Below are 23,320 nucleotides of genomic sequence, written 5' to 3' on the forward strand. Positions count from 1 at the left end.
ATGGCAGAAGTACATTTCGTCGGAGCAGGACCAGGAGATAAAGAGTTAATCACATTAAAAGGATATCAATTATTAAAAGAGGCAGATGTCGTTATTTATGCGGGATCACTCGTCAATCCAGAGTTGCTAGAGTATTGTAAAGCCAGCTGCGAAATCCATAATAGTGCGAGCATGAATTTAATCGAAATTATTGACTGTATGGAAGCAGGTGTGACTGCTGGTAAAGAAGTGGTTCGTTTGCAAACAGGGGACTTTTCTATTTATGGTTCCATTCGTGAACAAGTCGAGGAAATGAAAAAGCGTTCGATTCCCTTCACTTGTACACCAGGTGTGAGTTCATTCCTTGGTGCGGCAAGCAGTTTTGGGGTTGAGTATACAGTTCCTGAAGTAAGTCAAAGTGTAATTATTACCCGAATGGCTGGCAGAACTCCAGTACCATCACGCGAATCGCTTCGTTCATACGCGGCACACCAAACTTCAATGGTAATTTTCTTGTCTGTTCAAGGTATTAGAAAAGTTGTTTCAGAATTAATCAAAGGTGGCTATAAACCTGAAACACCAGCAGCAGTTATTTACAAAGCGACTTGGGCGGAAGAAAAGAAAGTAACCGGCACGTTAGAAGATATCGCAGAAAAAGTGACAGAAGCTGGAATTACGAAAACGGCGCTTATTATGGTCGGTGATTTCCTCGGAGAAGAGTTTTATTATTCTAAGCTATACGACAAGGATTTCAAACATGAGTACAGATAAACTGGCAATTATTGCTGTCACGGAACGTGGTCGTGATTTAGCAATAACGTTAACAAAAACGGTAGCAGCTACGATTTTTGTACCAGAAAAGCATTGCACTGAGCAAACGAATTCTTTAACGCCAGATTTTGGAACAGCGATGCGCGAAATTTTCACGAAATATCAAGCGTTGATTTGTATTATGGCGACTGGAATTGCGGTTCGGACACTTGCTCCAGTGATAGAAGATAAGCTGTCAGATCCAGCGGTACTTGTCATGGATGAACATGGCAAGTTTATTATCAGCTTGCTCTCAGGACATGTTGGTGGAGCAAATGAACTAACCGAACGGATTGCTACGATAACAGGTGGTGCGGCAGTTATTACAACCGCAACTGACCGGGCAAATGTAGCTGCCATTGATAATATCGCCAAACAATTAAATGGTTATTTACCAGATTTTAAAACGACGATAAAACGTATCAATGGGTTGCTCGCAGCAGGAAAAGAAGTTGGATTACATATAGACGAGCCACTAGAAATAGATACGCGCGGTTTTACAACGGAAGAAATTAGCCCGCAAATTTACATTTCAACTAAATATAAACTACCAATGACAACTTTAGAACGCATCCAGCTGGTACCTAAGCAATTTATCCTCGGGGTCGGTTGCAGAAAAGGCATTTCAGCAGAAACGATAGATGCAGCATTTACACATTTTTGTGAACAAGAAAACATACACCCGCGGGCATTCCGTGAGATTCATAGCATTACTTTAAAAGGAGAAGAACCGGCAATTCTTCATTTAGCGGAGAAATGGCGTGTTCCATTTATTGTCCATCCAGCAGAAGAATTACAAACGGTTGCTGGAAAATATCCAACATCCGCTTTTGTTCAAAAAACTGTTCAAGTGGGGAATGTCGCCCTATCATCAGCAGATATTGGTAGTAACGGAAACGTTGTTACAAGACGATTTGCTGAAAATGGCGTGACTTTCGCAGCAGGGAAATTAACTAAAAATAGTGAGGTGGCAAAATGATTTATGTAATCGGAATTGGCCCAGGAGATAAACGATTAATGACTGGTGAAGCACTGCAAGCAATAGAAGACGCGGAGGTGATTGTTGGTTATGTAACGTATATCAAACTCATCAAAGAGCTAATCAAAGATAAAGAAGTAGTGAAAACAGGCATGCGCCGCGAAATCGATCGTTGCCAAGAAGCCGTCGACATTGCTTTAACGGGGAAAAAAGTAGCAGTTGTTTCAAGTGGAGATGCTGGGATTTACGGTATGGCCGGTTTAGTTTTAGAACTCGCAGAAAAAAGTAATCCAGATTTAGAAGTCAAAGTGATTCCAGGAATCACCGCAAGTATTGGAGCGGCAGCGGTTCTCGGTGCGCCAATCATGCACGATTTTTGTCATATTAGTTTAAGTGACTTAATGACACCGTGGGAAGTAATTGAAAAACGTTTAACCCATGCTGCAATGGCTGATTTTGTGGTCTGTTTTTACAATCCAAGAAGCAAAGGCCGAGCCAATCATTTGGCAAACGCTTTTCAAAAGATGATGGAGCATAAATCGGGGGACACAGTTGTTGGTATTGTAAAAGACGTCGGTCGAAAAGAAGAACGAAAAATTATTACAACGATGCAGGGTATTGATTATGAATTAGTGGATATGACAACGATGGTGATTGTAGGAAACAAAGAAACATACGTGAAAAATGGCAAAATGATTACACCACGAGGTTACTCACTATGATTTTCGTGCTTGGGGGAACTTCGGATAGCTTGCTCATTAGCGACTGGCTAACGGAAACGAAGCAAGCATTTATCCTTTCTGTCGCAACTGATTACGGAGAAACTTTAGCGAAACAGCATGCCGAAAACGTATTTTGCGGCCGATTATCGAAAGAAGAAATGCTCCTAAAATGGAATACTGAAAATGTTCATCTCGTGATTGATGCGACTCATCCGTTTGCGACTATTGTTTCTGAAACAGCGATGGAGGCTTGCGAAGAAGCGGACATTCCTTATATTCGTTTTGAACGCACTAGTGAACAAACAGATAATACTTATTTAGTAGCAGATATCGAGGAAGCTTGTGCAGTTGCAATGAAACTTGGGAAACGAATCTTTCTTACAACAGGTAGCAAAAATTTACCGGAATTTGTAGATGGTTTAAAAAGTCGACATATCATCGCACGTATTTTACCAGTGTCTGATGTAATTCGTTCAGCCGAAGAACTGGGCCTCGTTGCCGACCAAATCATTGGTATGAAAGGACCGTTCACCAAAGATGCAAACCGAACACAACTAGAAATGACTGGGGCGGATGTATTAATAACTAAAGAGAGTGGAAAACAAGGTGGTTTTCAAGAAAAACTTACAGCTGCCGCAGAATTAAATATTCCAGTTATCGTGATTCGCCGTAAAAAATTAAATTATCCAATCGAAATAAATCATTTAACCGAACTACCTGAAATTTTAAGTCAATTGGAGGTCTACTAATGGGAAAAGTTATGTTAATTGGTGCAGGGCCTGGGGATGCGCAACTACTGACAGTGAAAGGTTTAGCTGCACTACAAAAGGCAGATGTTATTGTTTACGATCGCCTCGTCGAACCAGCGATGCTCCAAGAACGAAAAGCTAGTTGTAAACTAATTTATGTTGGAAAAGAACCACTTCATCATCCAATTCCACAAGATGAAATCGAACGAATTCTTGTAAGAGAAGCGGCAACGAATGAGCTTGTCGTCCGTTTAAAAGCAGGTGATCCTTATGTATTTGGACGAGGTGGCGAAGAAGGAGAGACACTCCATAAAGCAGGAATTCCGTTTGAAGTTATCCCTGGAATCACTTCAGCTATTGGTGGGCTCGCCTATGCTGGAATCCCTGTAACACATCGTGATTTTGCTTCAAGTTTTCATGTCATTACCGGACATTTGAAGAAAGGGCGCGATCCACTAGATTGGGAAGCACTTGCTAGACTGGAAGGTACACTTGTTTTCTTAATGGGGATGACTAATTTACCTAATATCTGTGCGAATTTATTAGAACACGGTCAAAAGCCAGAAACTGGTGTTGCAATTGTACAATGGGCAACTCGAGGCAAACAATTAACAGTAACTGGAAATTTGCAAACCATCGAACAAAAAGTAGCTGAGTCGGGTATTTCCTCTCCAGCACTTATCGTTGTTGGCGATGTAGTTAGCTTACGACCACAACTGAACTTTTTTGAGGAAATGCCACTTTTTCATACCAAAGTATTACTTCCAAGAGCACGAGCTGGAAAAAGTATGCTCGCGGAACAAATTCGCGATTTGGGCGGAGAAGTAACTATGTATCCAAATATTCAAGTATTAGATGTTGTGCCAACGAAAACAAAAGAAGAACTAAGCGAAGTAAGCGGACTTCTTTTCACATCCAAAGAAGCGGTAGAACGATTTTTTGATTATTTAGCCCAGCTTGATTTAGATATTCGTTCTCTAAAAAACACCCATCTTACTGCTATTGGCAAGCAAACGAAAGAAGCTTTTAGTGAAAAAGGAATTATTCCAGATAGTTTTATTAAAAGACGGAGCACGGAATTAATTTTGGAGCATTTACCACGGTTACAGGAAAATGCGAGCAACTTAATTATCGGAAGCATAGTTGATACGGCGGAAGTTAACGCAATTTTAGCAGAAGTGGAAGCGATGGAAATGATGCCGTTATATGATATGCGTCCTGTGACAGAACGACCATTTGACCTTGCAAGCTTTGAACAAGTTTGTTTCTCAAGTTCGCGTTCCGTTCAAAATTTACTCGACGTACTAACAACCGAAGAAAAAGCCATTTTACAAACGAAAACAATTCTTTCCATTGGAAGGTTCACGAGCGCAACGTTAGCATCATTCGGTATCAACCATTTTATCGAAGCCGAAAGCGCCACACCAGAGAGCTTAATTGAACTAATCCAAAAAACAAAATTAGAAGGAGTACCACAATGAAAAAAGCGATTTTAGTCGTTAGTTTTGGCACAAGTTATCCTGAAACAAGAGAAAAAACGATTGAAGCCTGTGAAAAAAAAGTGGCCCAAGAATTTCCAGATTACAACGTGTTTCGTGCATTCACATCCAATAAAATCATCAAAAAACTAAAAACTCGTGACAATATGCATATTAACACACCAAGCCAAGCATTAAACCAACTAAAAGAATTAGGCTACAAAGAAGTCATTATTCAGTCGCTACATATTATTAGTGGTGGTGAATTTGAAAAAATCACTGCTCAGGTGGAAAAATTCAAGCCGGATTTCGATTCCATTATTGTCAGCCAACCGTTACTTGATTCGATGGAAGATTACGAAAAAGCAATCGAAGCCATTCGCCACCAAATGCCACCTTTAAAAGAGCAAGAAGCGCTTATTCTCATGGGTCATGGTTCAAAACACCATGCTTTCAGTGCTTATGCGTGCCTTGACCATATGCTGTTAAACGAGCCAATTTATCTTTGTGCAGTAGAAAGTTATCCTGGTCTTGACCAAGTAATTGAACGTTTACAACAAGCGGATATTAAAAAAGCACACCTAATGCCGTTTATGCTTGTAGCAGGAGATCATGCTACGAATGATATGGCTTCTGATGAAGAAGATTCTTGGAAAAGTACACTGGAACAAGCCGGCATTCAAACTGAATGTCATTTGCAAGGTCTAGGCGAAAATCCACTTATCCAATCCCAATTTATCGACCATATCCACACTGCAATAGAGAGGGTGAAAACACGTGGCTAAATTTTACGGCATTGGTACAGGTCCCGGAGATAGCAAGTTAGTCACGATGGAAGCAGCAGAAAGACTCGGGGATGTAGCAATTCTCTACACACCGCAACCAAAAAAAGGCGGCGAAAGTTTAGCTAAGAAAATCGTCAGCCCTTATTTAAAAGATACATTAATCATCAAAGAACGCCATTTTCCAATGAGTTACAACAAAGAAGAAAAAATGCTTGCATGGAAAGAAATCGCGGAAGAAATCAAAGCAGATGTTCAAAATGGACATGATGTTGGGTTCATTACACTTGGAGACCCCATGGTTTACAGTACGTATAGCTATTTATTGGAATTATTAAAAGGCGACATTGAAACAGTGACACTCGCAGGTATTTCGTCCTTTTCGAATATTGCTTCCAAGATTGAATTACCACTCGTAATGGATGAGGAAAGTTTTGCTGTCATTCCTGTAACAGCAGGTGCTGAAAAAATCGAACAAGCACTCACATTATTTGACACAGTTGTCTTAATGAAAGCAGCAAGTAATTTACCGCTTCTTACGACATTACTAAAAAAACTGAATTTACTTGATGCAGCAGTAGTAGTAAGCGATGTTGCCATGGCGACAGAAAAAATCACTTACAACATGAGAGATATAAATCCAGAAGAAAAAATGTCATACTTTACCACGATTATCGTGAAAAAAAGAAGGGAGCAATATAAATGAAAAAATTATGGAAGTTTCTACCATTTGTTTTAATCGGTGTTATTTATTTTACTTTAACGAATCCAGAATCCGCACACGCAATGCATATTATGGAGGGCTTTTTACCAGTTAAATGGGCTGTCTTTTGGTTCATTGTATTTATCCCATTCCTTGTACTTGGCTTAATTCGTATTCGTAAATTAATTGCCCTAGATAAAAATAACAAATTACTGTTGGCACTATGCGCAGCCTTTATCTTCGTTCTTTCAGCGCTTAAAATTCCGTCCGTTACAGGATCTTGTTCTCATCCGACTGGTGTAGGTCTTGCAACTGTTATGTTCGGTCCGCTCGTTGTCAGTGTACTTGGCGTGATTGTCTTGCTTTTCCAAGCGTTACTACTTGCACACGGCGGTATTACAACACTTGGCGCGAACGCAATGTCTATGGCTGTTATTGGGCCAATGGTTGGTTTTGTCGTATACAAACTCGCTCGTAAACTAAACTGCAATAAAAGTGTTTCGATTTTCTTATGTGCGATGACAGCTGATTTAGCAACCTACTTAACCACCAGCGTCCAGCTCGGAGTCGTTTTCCCAGATCCAGCATCCGGCATGATGGCATCCATTCTGAAGTTCATGGCGATTTTCTGTGTGACACAAGTTCCAATTGCGATTGCAGAAGGATTGCTAACGGTAGTCATGTACAATCTTATTAGCAAAAATTTACCAGAAAAGGTGGCACAATTACGATGAAAAAAATAAATATCAATGTCATTTTAATTCTATTAGTTGTATTGTTAATGGTTAGTCCATTCTTCTTCAATAAAACGGGGGAGTATGGCGGTTCTGACGGGGAAGCAGAGGCGGAAATCACCAAAATCGATCCAAGCTATGAACCATGGTTTGAACCTCTTTATGAACCAAAAAGTGGCGAAATTGAAAGCTTATTATTTACGCTTCAAGGTTGTATCGGAACAGGAATTATCGCGTATGTCATTGGTGTAAGTCGTGGCAAGCGGAAAGCTGAGAACGATGTTAACCATTGATAAATATGCTTATCAAAACCGGTGGATAGCTTTTTCGCCATCAGCAAAAGCATTATTTTATGTCGCAATTCTAATACTCGCGTTAACTGGTCCTGTGCTCGTCCAAGCTATACTGTTTTTGTGCATGGTGCCACTGACGCTCTATGTCGTTAAAATTCATTTTAAACAATATTTGAAATGGCTCCTTTTACCATTTTCATTTCTACTTTTTAGTTTACTGTCGATTCTTATTTCGATTTCTAAAGATCCAAGTAGTTTTCTCGCTTCGATTTCGATTGGCAGTTTTTATCTCGGGATTTCCGATGTGACGATTACGACGGCAACTCAAGTTTTTTTTCGAAGTATCGCTTGTTTAGCAGCGACATACTTTTTCGTCTTAACTGTTCCCGTGGTACAATTAACGAAAGTAATGAAGCGGATTTTTATCCCAAAAGTACTTATTGAACTAACGATTTTAATTTACCGTTTTATCTTTATTTTTTTAGAAGAAGCGACGGCGATTCGAAAAGCACAGAGCCTTCGCTTCGGTTATCACGGCATAAAAAATAGTTACCGGTCATTTGGCATGCTCGTAAATACTTTATTTAATCGTGTCATGAAAAGATATAATGAAATGGTTGTAACACTTGATGTGAAGCTATATCAAGGAGAATTTCATATCTAGGAGGAAGCCAATTTGCTTAAAACAGAACATATTTCATTCCAATATGAAGATGGCAAACAAGCCTTAACGGATGTTTCAATTGATTTAGAAAAAGGCAATATTATCGGCCTAATTGGTGCGAATGGCTCCGGTAAATCGACACTTTTTATGCAGCTATTAGGCATTAACAAGCCAACTTCTGGTAAAGTTTATTTTGACGGAAAACCACTTTCTTACAATAAAAAAGCACTGTTTGCTTTGCGAAAAAAAGTGAGCATCGTTTTCCAAGATCCAGATCAGCAAATCTTTTATTCGAATGTTCGTGACGATGTGGCTTTTGCGCTTAGAAATTTAGGCGTAAGCGAAAGTGAAGTAGAATCGCGCGTGACGAATGTGCTTAAGATTGTTGGTGCAACGGAATTTCAACATAAACCAGTCCAATATTTAAGTTATGGCCAAAAAAAACGTGTCGCGATTGCCGGGGCTCTTGTTCTTGACACAGATTGGTTACTGCTAGATGAACCAACAGCTGGCCTCGATCCTATCGGTAAAAAAATTATGATGGAAATTATCGAACGTCTGGCAAACCAAGGAAAAAAGATCCTTATTTCAAGCCATGATATCGATTTAATTTATGAAATATGCGATTACGTGTATATGTTAAAAGATGGAGCTGTTCTCACAAATGGGGAAACAAGCAGTGTTTTCTTAGAGAAAAGCAATATCGAACAAGCGGGATTAGTCCAGCCTTGGCTAATCAAATTACACCAACAAGCTGGCTATCCACTGTTCAAAAAAGAAGCCGATTTTTTCGCGCATACGGGGAAGGTGACTAATTAATGGTAAAGCAAATAATGATTCAAGGTACCGCTTCTGATGCCGGGAAAAGCGTGCTAGTGGCCGGATTATGCCGTCTGTTCAAAAATAAAGGTAAGCGAGTTGTTCCATTTAAATCTCAAAATATGTCACTCAATTCTTTCATAACGGCGACAGGGGATGAAATGGGACGGGCACAAGTTTTTCAAGCAGAAGCGGCTGGTGTTTTTCCAGATGTCCGCATGAATCCAGTGCTCCTTAAACCGACCAATGATCGGCAATCGCAAGTGATTTTTATGGGTGCGATTTTAGATAATATGGACGCTGTGACGTACCATGATTTCAAACAAACACTTATTCCGAAAATCCAAGCAGTTTACCAGAGTTTAGTGGATGAAAATGATATTATTGTACTAGAAGGTGCCGGAAGCCCAGCCGAAATCAATTTGAACGACCGTGATATCGTGAATATGGGCATGGCAAAAATGGTCGATGCACCAGTTGTCCTAGTTGCTGATATTGATAAAGGTGGCGTATTTGCTTCGATTTATGGCACCATTATGCTGTTAAATGAAGAAGAGCGGGCTCGGATCAAAGGTGTTATTATCAATAAATTCCGCGGCGATGTAGCTCTTTTACAACCCGGAATTGATATGATTGAGGAACTCACAAACGTCCCGATTATCGGTGTGATTCCTTATGCCAATTTACAACTGGAAGAAGAGGATAGTGTTTCACTAAGTGGGAAAAATTACGTGCCAGATAGTAACGCACTACTTAATATCGCGATAATCTGTTTACCGCGGATTTCTAATTTCACAGATTTTCATATTCTGGAAATCCAGCCCGACATAAGTGTACGCTACATCCGTAATATAGCTGATTTTGGAAACCCAGATTTAGTCATTATTCCTGGAAGTAAAAATACACTAGAAGATATGACTTTCCTCGAAGAATCTGGACTTAAAAATGCCATTCAAAACTATGCTAAAAATGCCGGGAAAGTAATCGGGATTTGTGGTGGCTACCAAATGCTCGGTCAAAAAATGCTCGATCCGAATCAAGTGGAGAGTAAACAATTAGAAATAGCCGGACTTGGTTTGCTAGATACCGAGACGATTTTTCTCGACCACAAGCGCACTACTCAAATTACAGGTGTGACGCATTCAGGTGAAGCTGTTGAAGGTTACGAAATCCATATGGGTGAGACGAAGCGCGGCGAGAGCACTAGTCCATTTTGTGAAATTAAAGCGGTGAACGGAAACGAAGAAACCCACCAAGATGGCGCTATCTCTGTCAACAAAAATATCATCGGTACATATATTCATGGTATTTTCGACAATGATGTTTTCTTAGGAAATCTATTTGACGAACTACTAACGCGCAAAAACAAATCCGTTTATCCACATGAAATCATTAAACTAAAAGAACACAAAGAACAAGAATACGACAAATTAGCGGCTCTTTTAGAAGAAAATATCCAAATGGACCAACTAGAAAAAATCATGAAAGGAGAAAAAATATGCGTATCTACACAAAAACCGGCGATAAAGGAATGACAAGAATTATCGGGGGTAGCAAAGTAAGTAAAGATAATATCCGTATCGATGCATATGGAACTTTGGATGAACTTAATTCGCTGATTGGCTACACGATAACAACACTTGGGGCTGAACCAGAAATTCAAGCCGAACTTGAACAAATTCAACAGCAATTATTTGATGCAGGAGGGGATCTTGCAACAGAGGAAGGCAAACGTGCGTATAAATTAACTAGTGAGCCTGTTGCGTGGCTAGAAGACCGAATTGACGTCTATGCCGATGAACCACCAGAAATCGAAAAATTTATCCTGCCAGGTGGAACGCAAGCAGCCTCGTTACTGCACATGGCTAGAACCGTAACAAGAAGAGCTGAACGCGAAATCGTTGGTATGTTAAAAATTGCTTCAAGTAACGAAGAAGTGTTAAAATACGTCAACCGTTTATCCGATTACTTTTTTGCCGTTGCCAGAGTCGTCAATTACCGCGCTGGTGAAACAGACATTTTCTACAAAAATTCCGAACTCGTTTTCCGCAATAAAAAGAAATAATAAAAAACCTCTCCAGACATCAAAGCCGGAGAGGTTTTCCTTTTTTAAAAACGTTGGATTAAAAATACACCAACGAGCATTAACAATACACCTATCATTCGGTAACGATTAATTGGATGTGGAATAACCCCGAAAAAGCCAAAATGATCAATAATAAGTGCAATAATCATTTGCCCACAAAGCGCTAAAACAACCGTCATTGCTGAGCCGAGTAATGGTAAAAGTAAAATGTTAGAAGTTACGAAGAGCACTCCAAGCGCACCGCCAGTGAAAACCCACCAAGGAATTCGGCCGACACCTTTCAGTTGAAAAGTCAAACGACGCTCAACGATTAAACAAACCAGTGTAAGCAAAGTCGTCCCAACTAAAAAGGAAATAAATGATGCCACAAAAGGAGAACCGACAGTTAGCCGAAGTTGGCTATTAATCGACGTTTGAATCGGGGAAAGTAGTCCAGAAACAAGTCCCATTGCCATAAATAGTAATAATGATTTGGATGATCTTTTTGTCATGTTTTCTCCTCCTTTAAAAGCGTTGCATCAAGTAAATGCCGCCGAACATTAAAATAACGCCAAGTAGACGTTCGATATTAATCTCATGCATTGGTACTTGAAATAAGCCAAAATTATCAATAATAATCGCCATAATCATTTGTCCACAAACCGTAATCATCACAAGCAGTGCCGAGCCAAGTCGTGGTAATAGTAAAATATTAGCTGTTAGGAAAATAACGCCTAATGTTCCACCACCAACCCAAATATACCAAGGATTTGAGGCAATCATTTCTGAAGATATTGGCCATGATTTTTGTGTAAATAAGCAAACGATAAGTAAAACAGTTGTCCCTACCATAAAAGAAACCCACGAAGCTAAAAACGGTGATTTCGTATATGTACTAAGTCGTGTATTGATGGCCGTTTGAACTGGTAATACCATCCCAGCTAACAAACCTGATACAATAAATAATATAATCAAAAATTTCCCTCCCTTTTATCACAATGAGATAATTATAAAATAAAAGCGGGGTAAAAAGATAGTATTTAATTTAAAGTGAGGTTTTTTTATGAAAATTCGTATTATCGGATCCGTCGGAAGCGGCAAAACCACTTTAGCTAAAAAGCTTTCCGAGTGGCAACAAATCGATTATTTTGAAACAGATCGCATCGTCTGGAAACGAGAAGAAACAGAGGTAAGACGAACCGACATCGAAAAAATAGCAGTATTAAATAAGATTCTTCAACAAGAAAACTGGATTATTGAAGGCGTTCATTTGGAAGCATGGGTGAACGAAAGCTTTGATCAAGCGGATGTGATTATTTTTCTCAATTTACCTAAAAAGCAAATCCGCTCCCAACTTATTAAGCGCCAAATTAAACAGTTACTACGATTAGAAGCAGCACATTACCAAGTCAAATTAAACATGTTAAATAAAATGTTTTATTGGGACGATTTATTTGACCAAAGAACAAAACCACTAATTGCTGAAAAAATGGCTCAAACTCCAACAAAATGGCTAGTCGTCACCGAAAAAACAGCATTGCAAGAAATACAAAAAAGGCTATTGCAAATTATATCGAGCCGTGATATATTATAAGCATCAAATACATCGAGGTGCGATATAGTTATGAATGAAAAATTACGGAAAGCCTATCTTCCAATGACCGAAACCGCTTTTTACATATTACTTTCGCTCGTCAAACCAAGGCACGGTTACGCGATTATCGAAAACGTCGCAAAGATGACAGATGATCGAATCAAGCTTGGACCCGGGACTATTTACGGAAGCTTATCTAAAATGAACAAAGATAATTTGATCCAAATTATTCAAGAAGAGAGTAATCGGAAAATCTATCAAATTACTGAAATTGGCACAGACATTTTGCAATTAGAAAAAGCGCGCATCGAAGAATTGTATAGAAACTCAAGGGAGGTCTAATAATGGAGAAAAAAGTCGTTAAGTTTTTCACAGTGGACAATATGGAGAAAGAAGAAGCCTATTTAAATGAAATGGCACAAAATGGTTGGTTCTTTCAAAAATATAAATCTTTTAAATACCATTTCGAACAAGGAGAGCCTGCGAAATACAGCTATGCGATTGATTTTAAAGAAAATGAAGGGGACGAAGAAGCTTACAAAACACTTTTCGAAGATGCTGGCTGGGAGACTGTTTTCAGCTATCCAGTCTTAAATGGCAATTGGATGTATTTCCGCAAAGCCGTAGCTCCTGGAGAAACAGAGGAAGCTATTTTCACTGACGAGACTTCTTTAATTCAACTTTACAAAAATATCCGCAAACGTTGGACCATTTTTGGGGCGATAGTAAGTTTGTTTTTATTTGTTGAATTGCTAATTGTATTTCAAATAGAAAATCATATTGGAATCGCTACATTTATTTTCATTATTTTCTTTATACTCGTTTCGCTATATGGGAAAATGTTTTTCAATCTGACTCGTAAAATAAATAATTTAGCTACCAGGAAAGCTTCCTAATATAATCAAAAAAGATTACGACATTTATGCCGTAATCTTTTTTGATAGAATTAACCATTATATAATAGAAGAAAGATGCGTTTTTTGCGTGAGAAAAAGTATTTTAGACGAGTCATTCTAATTTTATATGACTAAATGATGGCAAATGTTACAAAATGAAGAATTATCTATATCATTCACAGATTAATTGGCTTTATATCAATAATTCGGCTTAATCTTATAAATGTTAAAGATTTCTTAAATTCACTAAAATAGACCCCTAGATGGATTGCAATTGTAATGAAAGTAACGTATTCTAGTACCATCAAGGGATTCGTAGACAGAAAGGCGTGACGACATCTGAAATATAGAAAATTATCCAAAAAGAAGAAACAAAAGAGGCTAATTGGAATAGCGGGAATTTTACTTCTAGTAATTCTAGTGGGTGTCATTGCATCTGTTGTTAGACAGCAATATTTAATTATGACTGCACCAGAACCGGATCCAGCATTTCATTCCAAAGAACAAAACTTTTTAAATGAACTTTCGCCACGTGCACAAGAAATTCAAGAAAAGCACGGTATTTTAACGAGTATTACGCTTGCTCAAGCAATTCTCGAATCAGACTGGGGCCAAAGCGGTTTAGCGCAAAAAGGTAACAATCTATTTGGTGTCAAAGGAAAATCGCCACAACCAATGGTGACGATGACAACGAAAGAATTTGTTGATGGTAAATGGATTGAAATTAATGCTAATTTCCGGAAATATAAAGACTGGAATGAGTCACTCGATTCGCATGCTGAACTTTTTTTGAACGGCACTTCTTGGAATAAAGATAAATATAATGGAGTAATTGCTGCAGATGATTATAAAAAAGCCGCGCAAGAATTACAATCAGCTGGCTATGCAACTGACCCAGATTATGCGGAGAAATTAATCAATATTATCGAAAAATATGATTTAGCATTATACGACCGAATTGAAGATAAAATCTATTATGATACAAAATCAACTGGCTTTGGCAATGTGAAAAAAGACGTATCTGGCGCAATTTGGACGAAACCATATGGACTTTCCGGCGCGCTAAAAGTAGAAGAAATTAACTACTATAAACGAGAAGATTTGAAACTTTTACGTGAAGCAAAGACAGATAGCGGCACTTGGTATCAAATTGCAGTAGATACTGAGCCGATTGGTTGGGTGAAACAAGAATTAATCGATAAAAAGTAGAAAATAACCGAAAAAGAGCAAAATGGCTTGTCTTATTTATAGGCATAAAGTCCTTTTTAAGCTCTTTTTCTTTTTTATTTTCATTAATACTGTCTTTGCTAAAGGGCTATATAACAGCCATGAGAGTAGATTGTAACATAAGTAATGTAAAAGTAATGTGTATTACAAGGATGTTTTGATAGAATGAAGTGGTTGTTTTAAAGAACACTAGTTTCCAGTTTTTCAAAAGCTGGAAGGATAAATCAAAGAAGGATGTGCAATAAATCATTATGTTACAGCTCGCAAAGAAGCATTTGGTGACAATTGGTCTTGGAATTACAATTACATTATTTGCAGTACCAATCCACTCCCAAGCTGCTGGTCTAGAGGACGGCCTGACTTCCAAGCAAGAGAAGTTTATTAATGAGATTGCGCCGCATGCTCAAAAAGTGCAAAAAGAACATGGTATTTTAGCTAGTATTACGATTTCGCAAGCAATCCTAGAATCCAATTGGGGCGAAAGTAAATTAGCAAAAGATGGCAATAATTTATTCGGAATTAAAGGTTCCTATCAAGGTGCTTCTATTAAATTACCGACCAAAGAACATAATGGCGTTGTTTGGGTTGGAACAGATGCTGTTTTCCGTGCGTACCCAGGTTGGTATGAATCAATGAATGACCACGCACTTTTATTTGTCAAAGGCCCATCATGGAACCCTCATTTATACGGAGGACTAATCAAAGAATATGACTTTGAAAAGGCAGCTATTGCGCTTGGCAAAACAGGCTATTCATCTGATCCAGAGTATGCAGCGAAATTAATTGAACTGATCAAAAAAGCAAATTTAAATAAATATGATACCGTTTATAGCGAACGTGTATCAGATAAAGCAATTAAGGCTACTGGCGAAGTAGCTGTCAAAGATAATTGCTATGTTTGGTCTGCTCCGGGTGGCACCAAAGGAGCAAAACCGGTTGTAAGCACGACCAAATATTTCGGTCGTCAAGTTTCCATTAATCAAGAAGTAAAAGTGACGGATTCTAATATTTCTTGGTACCATATCCATCAAAATGGAGAATCCATCGGTTGGATTGAAAGTACATCGATTAAAGACTTCTATCAATTAGAAGACTATGCGCCAACAGTAGATGCATTACTAAAAACAGATGACAATAATCGTCTAGTGATTAATATGGATATCGATACATCTGAGTTACACAAAACAAAACTAGCAAAGGCAGATACCAAAGAGAAAACTGCCTTTAATTTACCTTTATTGAACGTTCAATCCATCATCTGGTAATAACCTTGCAAAAAAAGCTGAATAGATTACTCGGCTTTTTTTGCGTTTTCAAAGGATTTTTATAAAGAAACTGTTATAATGAAAAAGGAGTTTATAAGGAGGGTTATTTATATGGATGAACAATTAAAGATGTTAAAAGCATTAACAGATGCAAAAGGTATTCCTGGTAACGAACGTGCAGTGAGAAGCGTGTTCCGCGAATATATCGAACCGTTAGCGGATAGTTTTGAAACAGATGGCTTAGGAAGTGCCGTAGCTAAAAAAGTTGGAGCGGAAGATGGCCCAAAAATCATGATTGCTGGTCATTTAGATGAAGTTGGCTTTATGGTTACGCAAATTGATGATAAAGGTTTTATTAAATTTCAAACTGTAGGCGGCTGGGTTTCCCAAGTAATGCTCGCACAAAAAGTAACCATCGTGACGCGTTCTGGCGAAGAAATCACAGGTGTTATCGGTTCTAAACCACCACATGTGATGACAGCAGCTGAACGTCAAAAATCATTCGATATTAAAGATATGTTTATTGATGTCGGTGCAGTAGATAAAGCAGAAGTAGAAAGTTACGGAATTCGTCCTGGTGATATGATTGTGCCAGCATTTGATTTTACCGTAATGAAAAACGAAAAATTCTTACTTGCAAAAGCTTGGGATAACCGTATTGGTCTTGCAATTGCGATTGAAGTACTTAAAAACTTACAAAAAGAACAACATCCAAATATCGTTTACGGCGTTGGAACGGTTCAAGAAGAAGTCGGTTTACGTGGCGCGAAAACAGCCGCACATTTCGTACAACCAGATATTGGTTTTGCTGTTGATGTTGGCATCGCGGGAGATACTCCGGGTGTAACCGACAAAGAAGCGATGAGCAAAATGGGTGAAGGTCCACAAATCGTTATTTACGATGCATCAATGGTAGCACACGCTGGTCTTCGCGATTTTGTAACGGACGTAGCAGACGAATTATCCATTCCTTACCAATTTGAAGCAATTCCAATGGGTGGAACGGATTCTGGTTCGATTCATTTAACAGGAAACGGAATCCCGTCACTATCCATTACCATTGCAACACGCTACATTCATTCTCATTCCTCGATGCTACATCGCGATGATTTTGAAAATGCAGTGAAACTAATTACCGAAGTAGTCAAACGTTTAGATAAAGAAAAAGTAACAGAAATTCGCTTAGGTTGAGTTTCGAGAAAAGAGGACAACTTTTATGGAACAGATTCAATCAGTAAAAAACGACCGTGTCAAAACATGGAAAAAACTACAAACGAGAAAAGGCCGCGATAAAACGGGAACTTATTTGGTGGAAGGCTTCCATTTAGTGGAAGAAGCATTACGTCAAGATGGTTTAGTACTGGAGCTGCTTGTTTCAAGTGGTGTTTCTGTTCCGGAAGAGTGGTTAAAAGACGATTATGATGTATTTGAAATTAGTACAGAAATCAGCCACTTAATTAGCGAAACAATGACAGAGCAAGGCGTTTTTGCAGTAGTCGCAACATCTGAACCAGATATGATGCTTTTATACGGGAAAAAATTATTGCTAGTAGATGCAGTGCAAGATCCAGGTAATGTAGGCACGCTAATTCGTACGGCTGATGCTGCTGGATATGATTGCGTCGTGCTTGGCAAGGGAAGTGCAGATCTTTATAATCCTAAAGTAATTCGTAGTACGCAAGGTAGCCACTTCCATATTCCCGTTATTCAAGCAAATTTATTTGATTGGATTGCGAATTTAGAAGAAGAGGGCGTTCCAGTTATTGGTGCAGTTCTCGATGACCAAGCGAAATCATTAAACGACATGACAAAACGTGACACTTTAGCGTTAATGGTCGGAAATGAAGGTAATGGTATTTCTCCTGAATTACAAGATCGTCTTTCTGAAAAAGTATATATTCCAATATATGGAGACAGTGAATCATTGAATGTCGCAGTTGCGGCTGGAATTCTACTTTACGGCTTAAGAAAATAAAGAAAAAGTGGTGGCTAAGTTGTTTTGACTTAGCCACCACTTTTTTAGATTTCTTCTTGTTTTTCAATAGTCACTTCCCGAATAGCAACGTTTTTTAAATCGGCTACAACACTATGCATATAATCAAATGCCGCACCCCAGTCAATTCCAGTAAAAAAGCCATTTGAACTACCGGTGGAGATTATCGTTACTTCTGTTTCTCCGTGAAAATTATTAATCGTAACAAAAAGTGCCGCACGATTAGAAGAGCGGAAATAAAACTTTTCGCAAGCAAGTGTTGCAAGCTCTCCAAAATCAAAAGTTCTAACTTCAGAAAACACGATATTCGATCCCACTTGACCAGCTTTAATTATTTCGAAAGTTTCTGAAACGTCCGTTTTAACAATATAGCGTATGGATGGCATATCAGTACCTCTTTCTATATAACTATCTTATATATAGTTTAAGATAGTTAAAGAATTTAGTCAATAGAACTACAACTTACTAAATATAAGCAACATAGTATTTATTAGTTACTTTCTGATGATAGATATGGTACAATAACGTTAGAGGTGAGAATTATGACTGATGCACATACAGTATGTCCGAAGTTTGAATCGGCGTTCCAATTACTAGGTAAACGCTGGACTGGACTTATCATCAATGTCTTACTGACTGGTCCAAAAAGGTTTAAACAAGTTGCCGCTGAGATCCCGCAAATGAGTGATCGGGTGCTTGCAGAACGTTTGAAGGAACTTGAGGAAATGGATATTTGCTTAAGACAAGTTTATCCAGAAACTCCTGTACGCATTGAATATGAATTAACCGAAAAAGGGAAAGCCCTCCAAGAAGTAATGCTTGAAGTCCAGTGCTGGGCGGATAAATGGGTGGAAGTACCTAATTAAAAAAGAAATAATCTCTCCAACCAATTTGGGGAGATTATTTTTTAGCTTGAATCTTTCCTAGAACCATACTATAATAGAAATTATCTAAATAAATAAAGACAATGAAAGAGCCAAGTAGCAAACTGAGTCTGTATAGGGAGAAGTGGTCATAGACTGAAAGCCACTTTACAAACGAATTTGTGAACATTTCACCTCTGGAGTCGCCGCCGGGAAGCACAAGTAGTGTGAAGGTGGTCCGGTTACTAAGCCGTTATCGAATTATGAGTGGGAACAATTTTTTGTTCTTATTAGGGTGGTACCGCGAGAAGTCTCGTCCCTTTGTGGATAGAGCTTTTTTATTTTGTCTAAAAAGAAGGAGTGAACGGTATGTTAGAACAGTTACAGACGCTGAAAAGTGAAGCAGAAACGCAAATCAACGAAGCATCGGACTTAAAAACATTAAACGACTTACGGGTAAAATACCTTGGTAAAAAAGGCCCGATGACCGAAATTATGAAACAAATGGGGAAACTTTCCGCAGAAGAGCGACCAAAAATGGGTTCGCTTGCCAATGAAGTAAGGACAGCTTTAACAGAAGCGATTTCTAGTAAACAACAAATTTTAGAAACAGAAGCAATCAATGAAAAACTAAAATCAGAAACCATTGACGTTACATTACCAGGGACTGCGCCAAGTATTGGAACAAAACACCTGCTAACACAAGTAATTGAAGAAATGGAAGATATGTTCATTGGAATGGGTTACGAAATTGCAGAAGGGCCAGAAGTAGAACTAGATTACTACAACTTCGAAGCGCTAAATTTACCTAAAGATCACCCAGCTCGTGATATGCAAGATAGCTTCTATATTACAGAAAATACTTTACTACGTACCCAAACTTCACCTGTACAAGCTAGAACAATGGAAAAACATGACTTCTCTAAAGGACCAATCAAAGTTATCTGTCCAGGAAAAGTGTACCGCCGCGATAATGATGATGCGACTCACTCCCACCAATTTACGCAAATTGAAGGGCTAGTTGTTGGCGAAAATATCACGTTTGCTGACTTAAAAGGAACATTAACTGTTCTCGCAAAAACGATGTTTGGTGAAGAACGTGAAATTCGTCTTCGTCCATCATTCTTCCCGTTCACAGAACCATCCGTTGAAATGGATATCTCTTGCTTTAAATGTGGTGGTAAAGGTTGTCGCGTTTGTAAAGGAACCGGTTGGATTGAAATTTTAGGAAGCGGGATGGTACATCCAAACGTCCTTGAAATGTCTGGAATTGATTCTACTCGATACAGCGGCTTTGCTTTTGGCTTAGGGCCTGAACGAGTTGCGATGTTGAAATATGCGGTGGATGATATTCGCCACCTTTATACAAATGATTTACGCTTTACGAAGCAATTCCAAAGTACAGAAACGGGGGAAATCTAATGTTAGTATCATATAATTGGGTCAAAGAATTTTTCCAAGACTTCCCGTTAACGGCGGAAGAGCTAGGAGAAGCGATTACAAGAACAGGTATTGAAATCGAAGGCGTAGAAGAATTAAGCGCTAGTTTGAAAAATGTCGTAGTTGGTGAAGTATTATCATGCGAACGCCACCCTGATGCAGAAAAATTGAATAAATGTCTCGTTCAAACAGACGAAGCAGAACCAGTTCAAATCATTTGTGGAGCTCCAAACGTTGCAGCTGGTCAAAAAGTAATCGTAGCCAAAGTTGGCGCAAGACTTCCAGGTGGACTTAAAATCAAACGCGCAAAACTACGCGGTGAAGTGTCAGAGGGAATGATTTGCTCCCTCGCAGAACTTGGCTTTGAAAGCAAAGTTGTGCCAAAAGTATACGCAGAAGGCATTTATGTATTACCTGCGCACGTGGAAACGGGTGTAAATGCAATCACGTTACTTGGGCTAGATGATGCGATTTTGGATATGGCAATCACACCAAACCGCGCAGACGCATTGAGCATGAACGGTGTAGCTCACGAGGTTGGTGCGATTATTCATCAAAAACCAGCACAACCTACCGAGCCTGACGTATCTGAAAAAGGAAAAGCAGAAGATTTCATTTCTGTAGAAGTAGAAAATCCAGCCGAAACACCTTACTATGCTATTAAAATGGTAGAAAATATCGAAATCAAAGAATCACCACTATGGCTTCAAACGAAACTAATGAAAGCCGGGATTCGTCCACATAATAACGTTGTCGATGTCACAAACTACATCAATTTATTATACGGACAACCGTTGCATTCTTTTGACTACGATAAAATTGGCAGCAAGAAAATTGTTGTACGTTCTGCAAAAGAGCAAGAAGAAATTACTACGCTTGATGGCGAGAAAAGAACTTTACAAGCTGGGCATACAGTTATCACTAACGGAGTAGAACCAATTGCTATCGCCGGCGTTATGGGGGGAGAATTTTCCGAAGTTACCGCAAATACAACAACCGTTGCGCTAGAAGGTGCTATTTTCAGCAGCTCTTCCATCGGTAAAGCATCTCGCGAATTATACCTACGTACAGAAGCGAGCATTCGTTACGACAAAGGATCGGATGCCTGGAAAGTAGAAAAAGCACTTGCGCACGGCGGAGCACTAATCGCTGAACTGAGCGGCGGTACACTAGTCGGCGGTGTCGTAGAAGTAGATAACCGTGAAAAAGCAGTGAATAAAATCGAAACGAGCCTAACACGCATTAACCGCATTTTAGGAACCGCAATTACGCTTACGGAAATTGAAACTATTTTTGATCGTTTAGGATTTGTATTAGAAGTAAAAAATGATGCTCTAATCATTGAAGTACCAACAAGACGTTGGGATATTACGATTGAAGCGGATATTTTAGAAGAAGTAGCTCGGATTTACGGTTACGATGAAATTCCGGTAACACTTCCGGCGACAAGCACAACAGGAGGCTTATCAGACAGCCAAAAAGCTCGTCGTGTCATGCGCGCTTATTTAGAAGGAGCAGGGCTTAACCAAGCATTAACTTACTCTTTAACATCTAAAAAAGATGCAACTCGTCTAGCACTTTCTGATGAAAAAACAGTTGCATTATCGATGCCAATGAGCGAAGAACATAGCCATTTAAGAACAAGTATCGTTCCACAATTAATTCGTAGCGCAAGTTATAACATCGCTCGTAAAAATATGGACGTGGCACTTTATGAAATGGGTACCGTATTCTACGCAACAGAAGGCGACAATTTACCAATTGAACAAGAGCATTTGGCAGGTCTAATTACTGGAAACTGGCACATTGCAGATTGGCAAAAAACACCGAAACCAGTAGACTTCTTCGTTTTAAAAGGAATTGTCGAAGGCTTAGTGAACAAATTAGGTATCAAATCCGAACTTCACTGGAAACAAACTGAAAAAGAAGAACTGCATCCGGGAAGAACCGCGAGCCTTGTTTTAGAAGGGCAAGAAATCGGCTATCTTGGGGCGCTTCATCCAGCAGTAGAAGCGAACTATGATTTAAAAGAAACGTATGTATTCGAAATCAATGTGGCGGCTTTACTAGATGCAACCAAAGAAAAAGTTGTGTATCATCCAATTCCACGTTACCCAGAAATGACACGCGACTTAGCATTACTTGTGGATAAAGATACTGACCACGCAGCAATTTCGCAAGTAATCAAAGAGCACGGCGGGAAATTACTTGTCGATATCGAGCTATTTGATATTTTCGAAGGGGAGAGCCTTGGCGAAAATAAAAAATCACTCGCATACACATTGACTTTCCTAGACAGCGAAAGAACACTAGTCGAAGAAGATGTACAAAAAGCAACCAACAAAGTAGTAGAAGCATTACAGGAAAAACTAAATGCAATTATTCGCTAAATAAAGAAGAACTAAGCTACCTGGAAAACATTTTCAGCTAGTTTAGTTCTTTTTTTGTTTTTTATAAAATAGTGGAAATCTTTCCTTTTTTAGTACTTCACTTACTTAAATAACACATGTTATAATGATGGCACATGCCAGAGAAAAAAGGACGAGAAAAATGACCTATGTAGAAATGAAAGATGTATCTAAATACTATCAAATGGGCGAGAACGTTGTCACTGCTAATGATAAAATCACTTTCGGGATAAAAAAGGGTGAATTTGTTGTTATAGTTGGGCCTTCTGGGGCCGGAAAATCCACAGTATTAAACATACTTGGTGGAATGGATAGTGCAAGTGAAGGCAAAATTATGGTAGATGGGCAGGATATTGCTCAATATAATGCAAAACAATTAACCAAATATCGGCGAACCGATGTCGGTTTTGTATTCCAATTTTACAATTTGGTACCTAATTTGACTGCTAAAGAGAACGTAGAATTAGCTGCACAAATTGCGCCAAATGCATTAGACGCAGAAACTGTTTTAACTCAAGTTGGATTAAGTCACAGATTAGACAATTTTCCAGCGCAATTATCTGGTGGGGAACAGCAACGTGTCGCTATAGCACGTGCACTTGCTAAAGCTCCTAAACTGTTACTGTGTGATGAGCCAACCGGTGCACTTGATTATGATACCGGCAAATCAGTCTTAAAATTATTACAAGAAACTTGCCGTAACACGGGGACAACCGTTATTGTTATTACCCATAACACGGCGATTACGCCAATTGCTGATCGAATTATTGAAATTAATAATGCAAAAGTTCGTAGCATCAAAGAAAATTCAGAACCAATGTCCATTGATGATTTAGAATGGTAGGAAGGAGCAACCA

At 38.9% G+C, this 23,320-nt stretch carries 27 protein-coding genes and 1 other annotated feature; of the genes, 24 read left to right on the forward strand and 3 right to left on the reverse strand.

The genetic code is table 11. The annotated features are described in order from the left end of the window. The 13 genes from CKV70_RS06055 (at nucleotide 1) to CKV70_RS06115 (ending at nucleotide 10,777) form a co-directional block, all read left to right on the forward strand. On the forward strand, nucleotides 1-750 hold the full coding sequence (locus tag CKV70_RS06055; RefSeq protein WP_009924853.1) for a cobalt-precorrin-4 methyltransferase: 750 nt from the start codon (nucleotides 1-3) through the stop codon (nucleotides 748-750). After that, nucleotides 737-1,768 carry a cobalt-precorrin 5A hydrolase gene (cbiG, locus tag CKV70_RS06060; protein WP_014600767.1) on the forward strand — a complete coding sequence of 344 codons (1,032 nt, stop codon included), beginning with the start codon at nucleotides 737-739 and terminating at the stop codon, nucleotides 1,766-1,768. Before CKV70_RS06055 ends, cbiG begins: the two co-directional genes overlap by 14 nt. After that, nucleotides 1,765-2,490, forward strand: a complete 726-nt coding sequence (gene cobJ, locus CKV70_RS06065; protein ID WP_012951506.1) for a precorrin-3B C(17)-methyltransferase — start codon at nucleotides 1,765-1,767, stop codon at nucleotides 2,488-2,490. Before cbiG ends, cobJ begins: the two co-directional genes overlap by 4 nt. After that, complete coding sequence (cobK, locus tag CKV70_RS06070) at nucleotides 2,487-3,239, forward strand: precorrin-6A reductase (RefSeq protein WP_014600768.1); 753 nt, start codon at nucleotides 2,487-2,489, stop codon at nucleotides 3,237-3,239. The genes cobJ and cobK overlap by 4 nt, the downstream gene beginning before the upstream one ends. Continuing rightward, nucleotides 3,239-4,720: a uroporphyrinogen-III C-methyltransferase gene (cobA, locus tag CKV70_RS06075; protein WP_014600769.1), complete on the forward strand. Its 1,482-nt coding sequence runs from the start codon at nucleotides 3,239-3,241 to the stop codon at nucleotides 4,718-4,720. Before cobK ends, cobA begins: the two co-directional genes overlap by 1 nt. Then, nucleotides 4,717-5,502, forward strand: coding sequence for a sirohydrochlorin cobaltochelatase (locus CKV70_RS06080; protein WP_014600770.1), 786 nt, complete (start codon nucleotides 4,717-4,719; stop codon nucleotides 5,500-5,502). Before cobA ends, CKV70_RS06080 begins: the two co-directional genes overlap by 4 nt. Next, nucleotides 5,495-6,205 carry a cobalt-factor II C(20)-methyltransferase gene (locus CKV70_RS06085; RefSeq protein WP_003732763.1) on the forward strand — a complete coding sequence of 237 codons (711 nt, stop codon included), beginning with the start codon at nucleotides 5,495-5,497 and terminating at the stop codon, nucleotides 6,203-6,205. The genes CKV70_RS06080 and CKV70_RS06085 overlap by 8 nt, the downstream gene beginning before the upstream one ends. A gap of 80 nt (nucleotides 6,206-6,285) precedes the next feature. Continuing rightward, a complete protein-coding gene (locus CKV70_RS06090; protein WP_003733476.1) occupies nucleotides 6,286-6,936 on the forward strand; it encodes an energy-coupling factor ABC transporter permease in 651 nt (216 codons plus the stop codon). Then, nucleotides 6,933-7,229 carry an energy-coupling factor ABC transporter substrate-binding protein gene (locus CKV70_RS06095; protein WP_003721603.1) on the forward strand — a complete coding sequence of 99 codons (297 nt, stop codon included), beginning with the start codon at nucleotides 6,933-6,935 and terminating at the stop codon, nucleotides 7,227-7,229. The genes CKV70_RS06090 and CKV70_RS06095 overlap by 4 nt, the downstream gene beginning before the upstream one ends. Then, on the forward strand, nucleotides 7,216-7,893 hold the full coding sequence (locus tag CKV70_RS06100; protein WP_003721604.1) for an energy-coupling factor ABC transporter transmembrane protein: 678 nt from the start codon (nucleotides 7,216-7,218) through the stop codon (nucleotides 7,891-7,893). The genes CKV70_RS06095 and CKV70_RS06100 overlap by 14 nt, the downstream gene beginning before the upstream one ends. Nucleotides 7,894-7,905: 12 nt before the next feature. Further along, entirely contained in the window at nucleotides 7,906-8,712 is an 807-nt protein-coding gene (locus CKV70_RS06105; RefSeq protein WP_003721605.1) for an ATP-binding cassette domain-containing protein, read from the forward strand. Continuing rightward, the gene (locus CKV70_RS06110; RefSeq protein ID WP_003721606.1) at nucleotides 8,712-10,247 is read left to right on the forward strand and encodes a cobyric acid synthase; all 1,536 of its coding nucleotides are present in this window, start codon (nucleotides 8,712-8,714) and stop codon (nucleotides 10,245-10,247) included. Before CKV70_RS06105 ends, CKV70_RS06110 begins: the two co-directional genes overlap by 1 nt. After that, nucleotides 10,211-10,777, forward strand: a complete 567-nt coding sequence (locus tag CKV70_RS06115) for a cob(I)yrinic acid a,c-diamide adenosyltransferase (protein WP_003721607.1) — start codon at nucleotides 10,211-10,213, stop codon at nucleotides 10,775-10,777. Before CKV70_RS06110 ends, CKV70_RS06115 begins: the two co-directional genes overlap by 37 nt. Before the next feature lie 44 nt (nucleotides 10,778-10,821). Here the strand turns inward: CKV70_RS06115 and CKV70_RS06120 are convergent, their stop codons facing one another. After that, nucleotides 10,822-11,289, reverse strand: a complete 468-nt coding sequence (locus tag CKV70_RS06120; RefSeq protein ID WP_003721608.1) for a DMT family transporter — start codon at nucleotides 11,287-11,289, stop codon at nucleotides 10,822-10,824. A 13-nt stretch (nucleotides 11,290-11,302) separates the two neighbouring features. Continuing rightward, nucleotides 11,303-11,752 (reverse strand): DMT family transporter, encoded by a 450-nt coding sequence (locus CKV70_RS06125; protein ID WP_003721609.1) that lies wholly within the window; start codon nucleotides 11,750-11,752, stop codon nucleotides 11,303-11,305. An 88-nt stretch (nucleotides 11,753-11,840) separates the two neighbouring features. Between CKV70_RS06125 and CKV70_RS06130 the strand changes: the two genes are divergently transcribed. From CKV70_RS06130 to CKV70_RS06165, 7 genes are all read left to right on the forward strand, one after another. Beyond that, nucleotides 11,841-12,371 (forward strand): AAA family ATPase, encoded by a 531-nt coding sequence (locus CKV70_RS06130; RefSeq protein ID WP_003721610.1) that lies wholly within the window; start codon nucleotides 11,841-11,843, stop codon nucleotides 12,369-12,371. A gap of 30 nt (nucleotides 12,372-12,401) precedes the next feature. After that, on the forward strand, nucleotides 12,402-12,713 hold the full coding sequence (locus CKV70_RS06135) for a PadR family transcriptional regulator (RefSeq protein ID WP_003724743.1): 312 nt from the start codon (nucleotides 12,402-12,404) through the stop codon (nucleotides 12,711-12,713). Nucleotides 12,714-12,715: 2 nt separating this feature from the next. Continuing rightward, nucleotides 12,716-13,267: a DUF2812 domain-containing protein gene (locus tag CKV70_RS06140; RefSeq protein WP_003721612.1), complete on the forward strand. Its 552-nt coding sequence runs from the start codon at nucleotides 12,716-12,718 to the stop codon at nucleotides 13,265-13,267. 339 nt (nucleotides 13,268-13,606) lie between these two features. Continuing rightward, nucleotides 13,607-14,476 (forward strand): glucosaminidase domain-containing protein, encoded by an 870-nt coding sequence (locus tag CKV70_RS06150; RefSeq protein ID WP_003734016.1) that lies wholly within the window; start codon nucleotides 13,607-13,609, stop codon nucleotides 14,474-14,476. 296 nt (nucleotides 14,477-14,772) lie between these two features. Continuing rightward, entirely contained in the window at nucleotides 14,773-15,759 is a 987-nt protein-coding gene (locus CKV70_RS06155) for a glucosaminidase domain-containing protein (RefSeq protein WP_022741829.1), read from the forward strand. Between the two features lie 111 nt (nucleotides 15,760-15,870). Then, nucleotides 15,871-16,950 carry a M42 family metallopeptidase gene (locus CKV70_RS06160; protein WP_014600772.1) on the forward strand — a complete coding sequence of 360 codons (1,080 nt, stop codon included), beginning with the start codon at nucleotides 15,871-15,873 and terminating at the stop codon, nucleotides 16,948-16,950. Between the two features lie 25 nt (nucleotides 16,951-16,975). Further along, the gene (locus CKV70_RS06165; protein ID WP_014600773.1) at nucleotides 16,976-17,734 is read left to right on the forward strand and encodes a TrmH family RNA methyltransferase; all 759 of its coding nucleotides are present in this window, start codon (nucleotides 16,976-16,978) and stop codon (nucleotides 17,732-17,734) included. Nucleotides 17,735-17,778: 44 nt separating this feature from the next. Here CKV70_RS06165 and CKV70_RS06170 read toward each other — a convergent pair whose 3' ends face one another. Then, entirely contained in the window at nucleotides 17,779-18,138 is a 360-nt protein-coding gene (locus CKV70_RS06170; RefSeq protein ID WP_014600774.1) for a DUF6054 family protein, read from the reverse strand. A 156-nt stretch (nucleotides 18,139-18,294) separates the two neighbouring features. Between CKV70_RS06170 and CKV70_RS06175 the strand changes: the two genes are divergently transcribed. The 4 genes from CKV70_RS06175 (at nucleotide 18,295) to CKV70_RS06190 (ending at nucleotide 23,307) form a co-directional block, all read left to right on the forward strand. Continuing rightward, entirely contained in the window at nucleotides 18,295-18,618 is a 324-nt protein-coding gene (locus CKV70_RS06175; RefSeq protein ID WP_003721618.1) for a winged helix-turn-helix transcriptional regulator, read from the forward strand. Nucleotides 18,619-18,710: 92 nt separating this feature from the next. After that, nucleotides 18,711-18,939: a binding site (T-box leader), on the forward strand. A 45-nt stretch (nucleotides 18,940-18,984) separates the two neighbouring features. Continuing rightward, nucleotides 18,985-20,037: a phenylalanine--tRNA ligase subunit alpha gene (pheS, locus tag CKV70_RS06180; RefSeq protein WP_003736387.1), complete on the forward strand. Its 1,053-nt coding sequence runs from the start codon at nucleotides 18,985-18,987 to the stop codon at nucleotides 20,035-20,037. Beyond that, complete coding sequence (pheT, locus tag CKV70_RS06185) at nucleotides 20,037-22,445, forward strand: phenylalanine--tRNA ligase subunit beta (protein WP_014600775.1); 2,409 nt, start codon at nucleotides 20,037-20,039, stop codon at nucleotides 22,443-22,445. The genes pheS and pheT overlap by 1 nt, the downstream gene beginning before the upstream one ends. Before the next feature lie 160 nt (nucleotides 22,446-22,605). Continuing rightward, entirely contained in the window at nucleotides 22,606-23,307 is a 702-nt protein-coding gene (locus CKV70_RS06190; RefSeq protein WP_014600776.1) for an ABC transporter ATP-binding protein, read from the forward strand. Nucleotides 23,308-23,320: the final 13 nt, after the last annotated feature.

The sequence above is a fragment of the Listeria monocytogenes genome (genome assembly GCF_900187225.1).
GTDB classification, from domain to species: Bacteria; Bacillota; Bacilli; order Lactobacillales; family Listeriaceae; genus Listeria; species Listeria monocytogenes.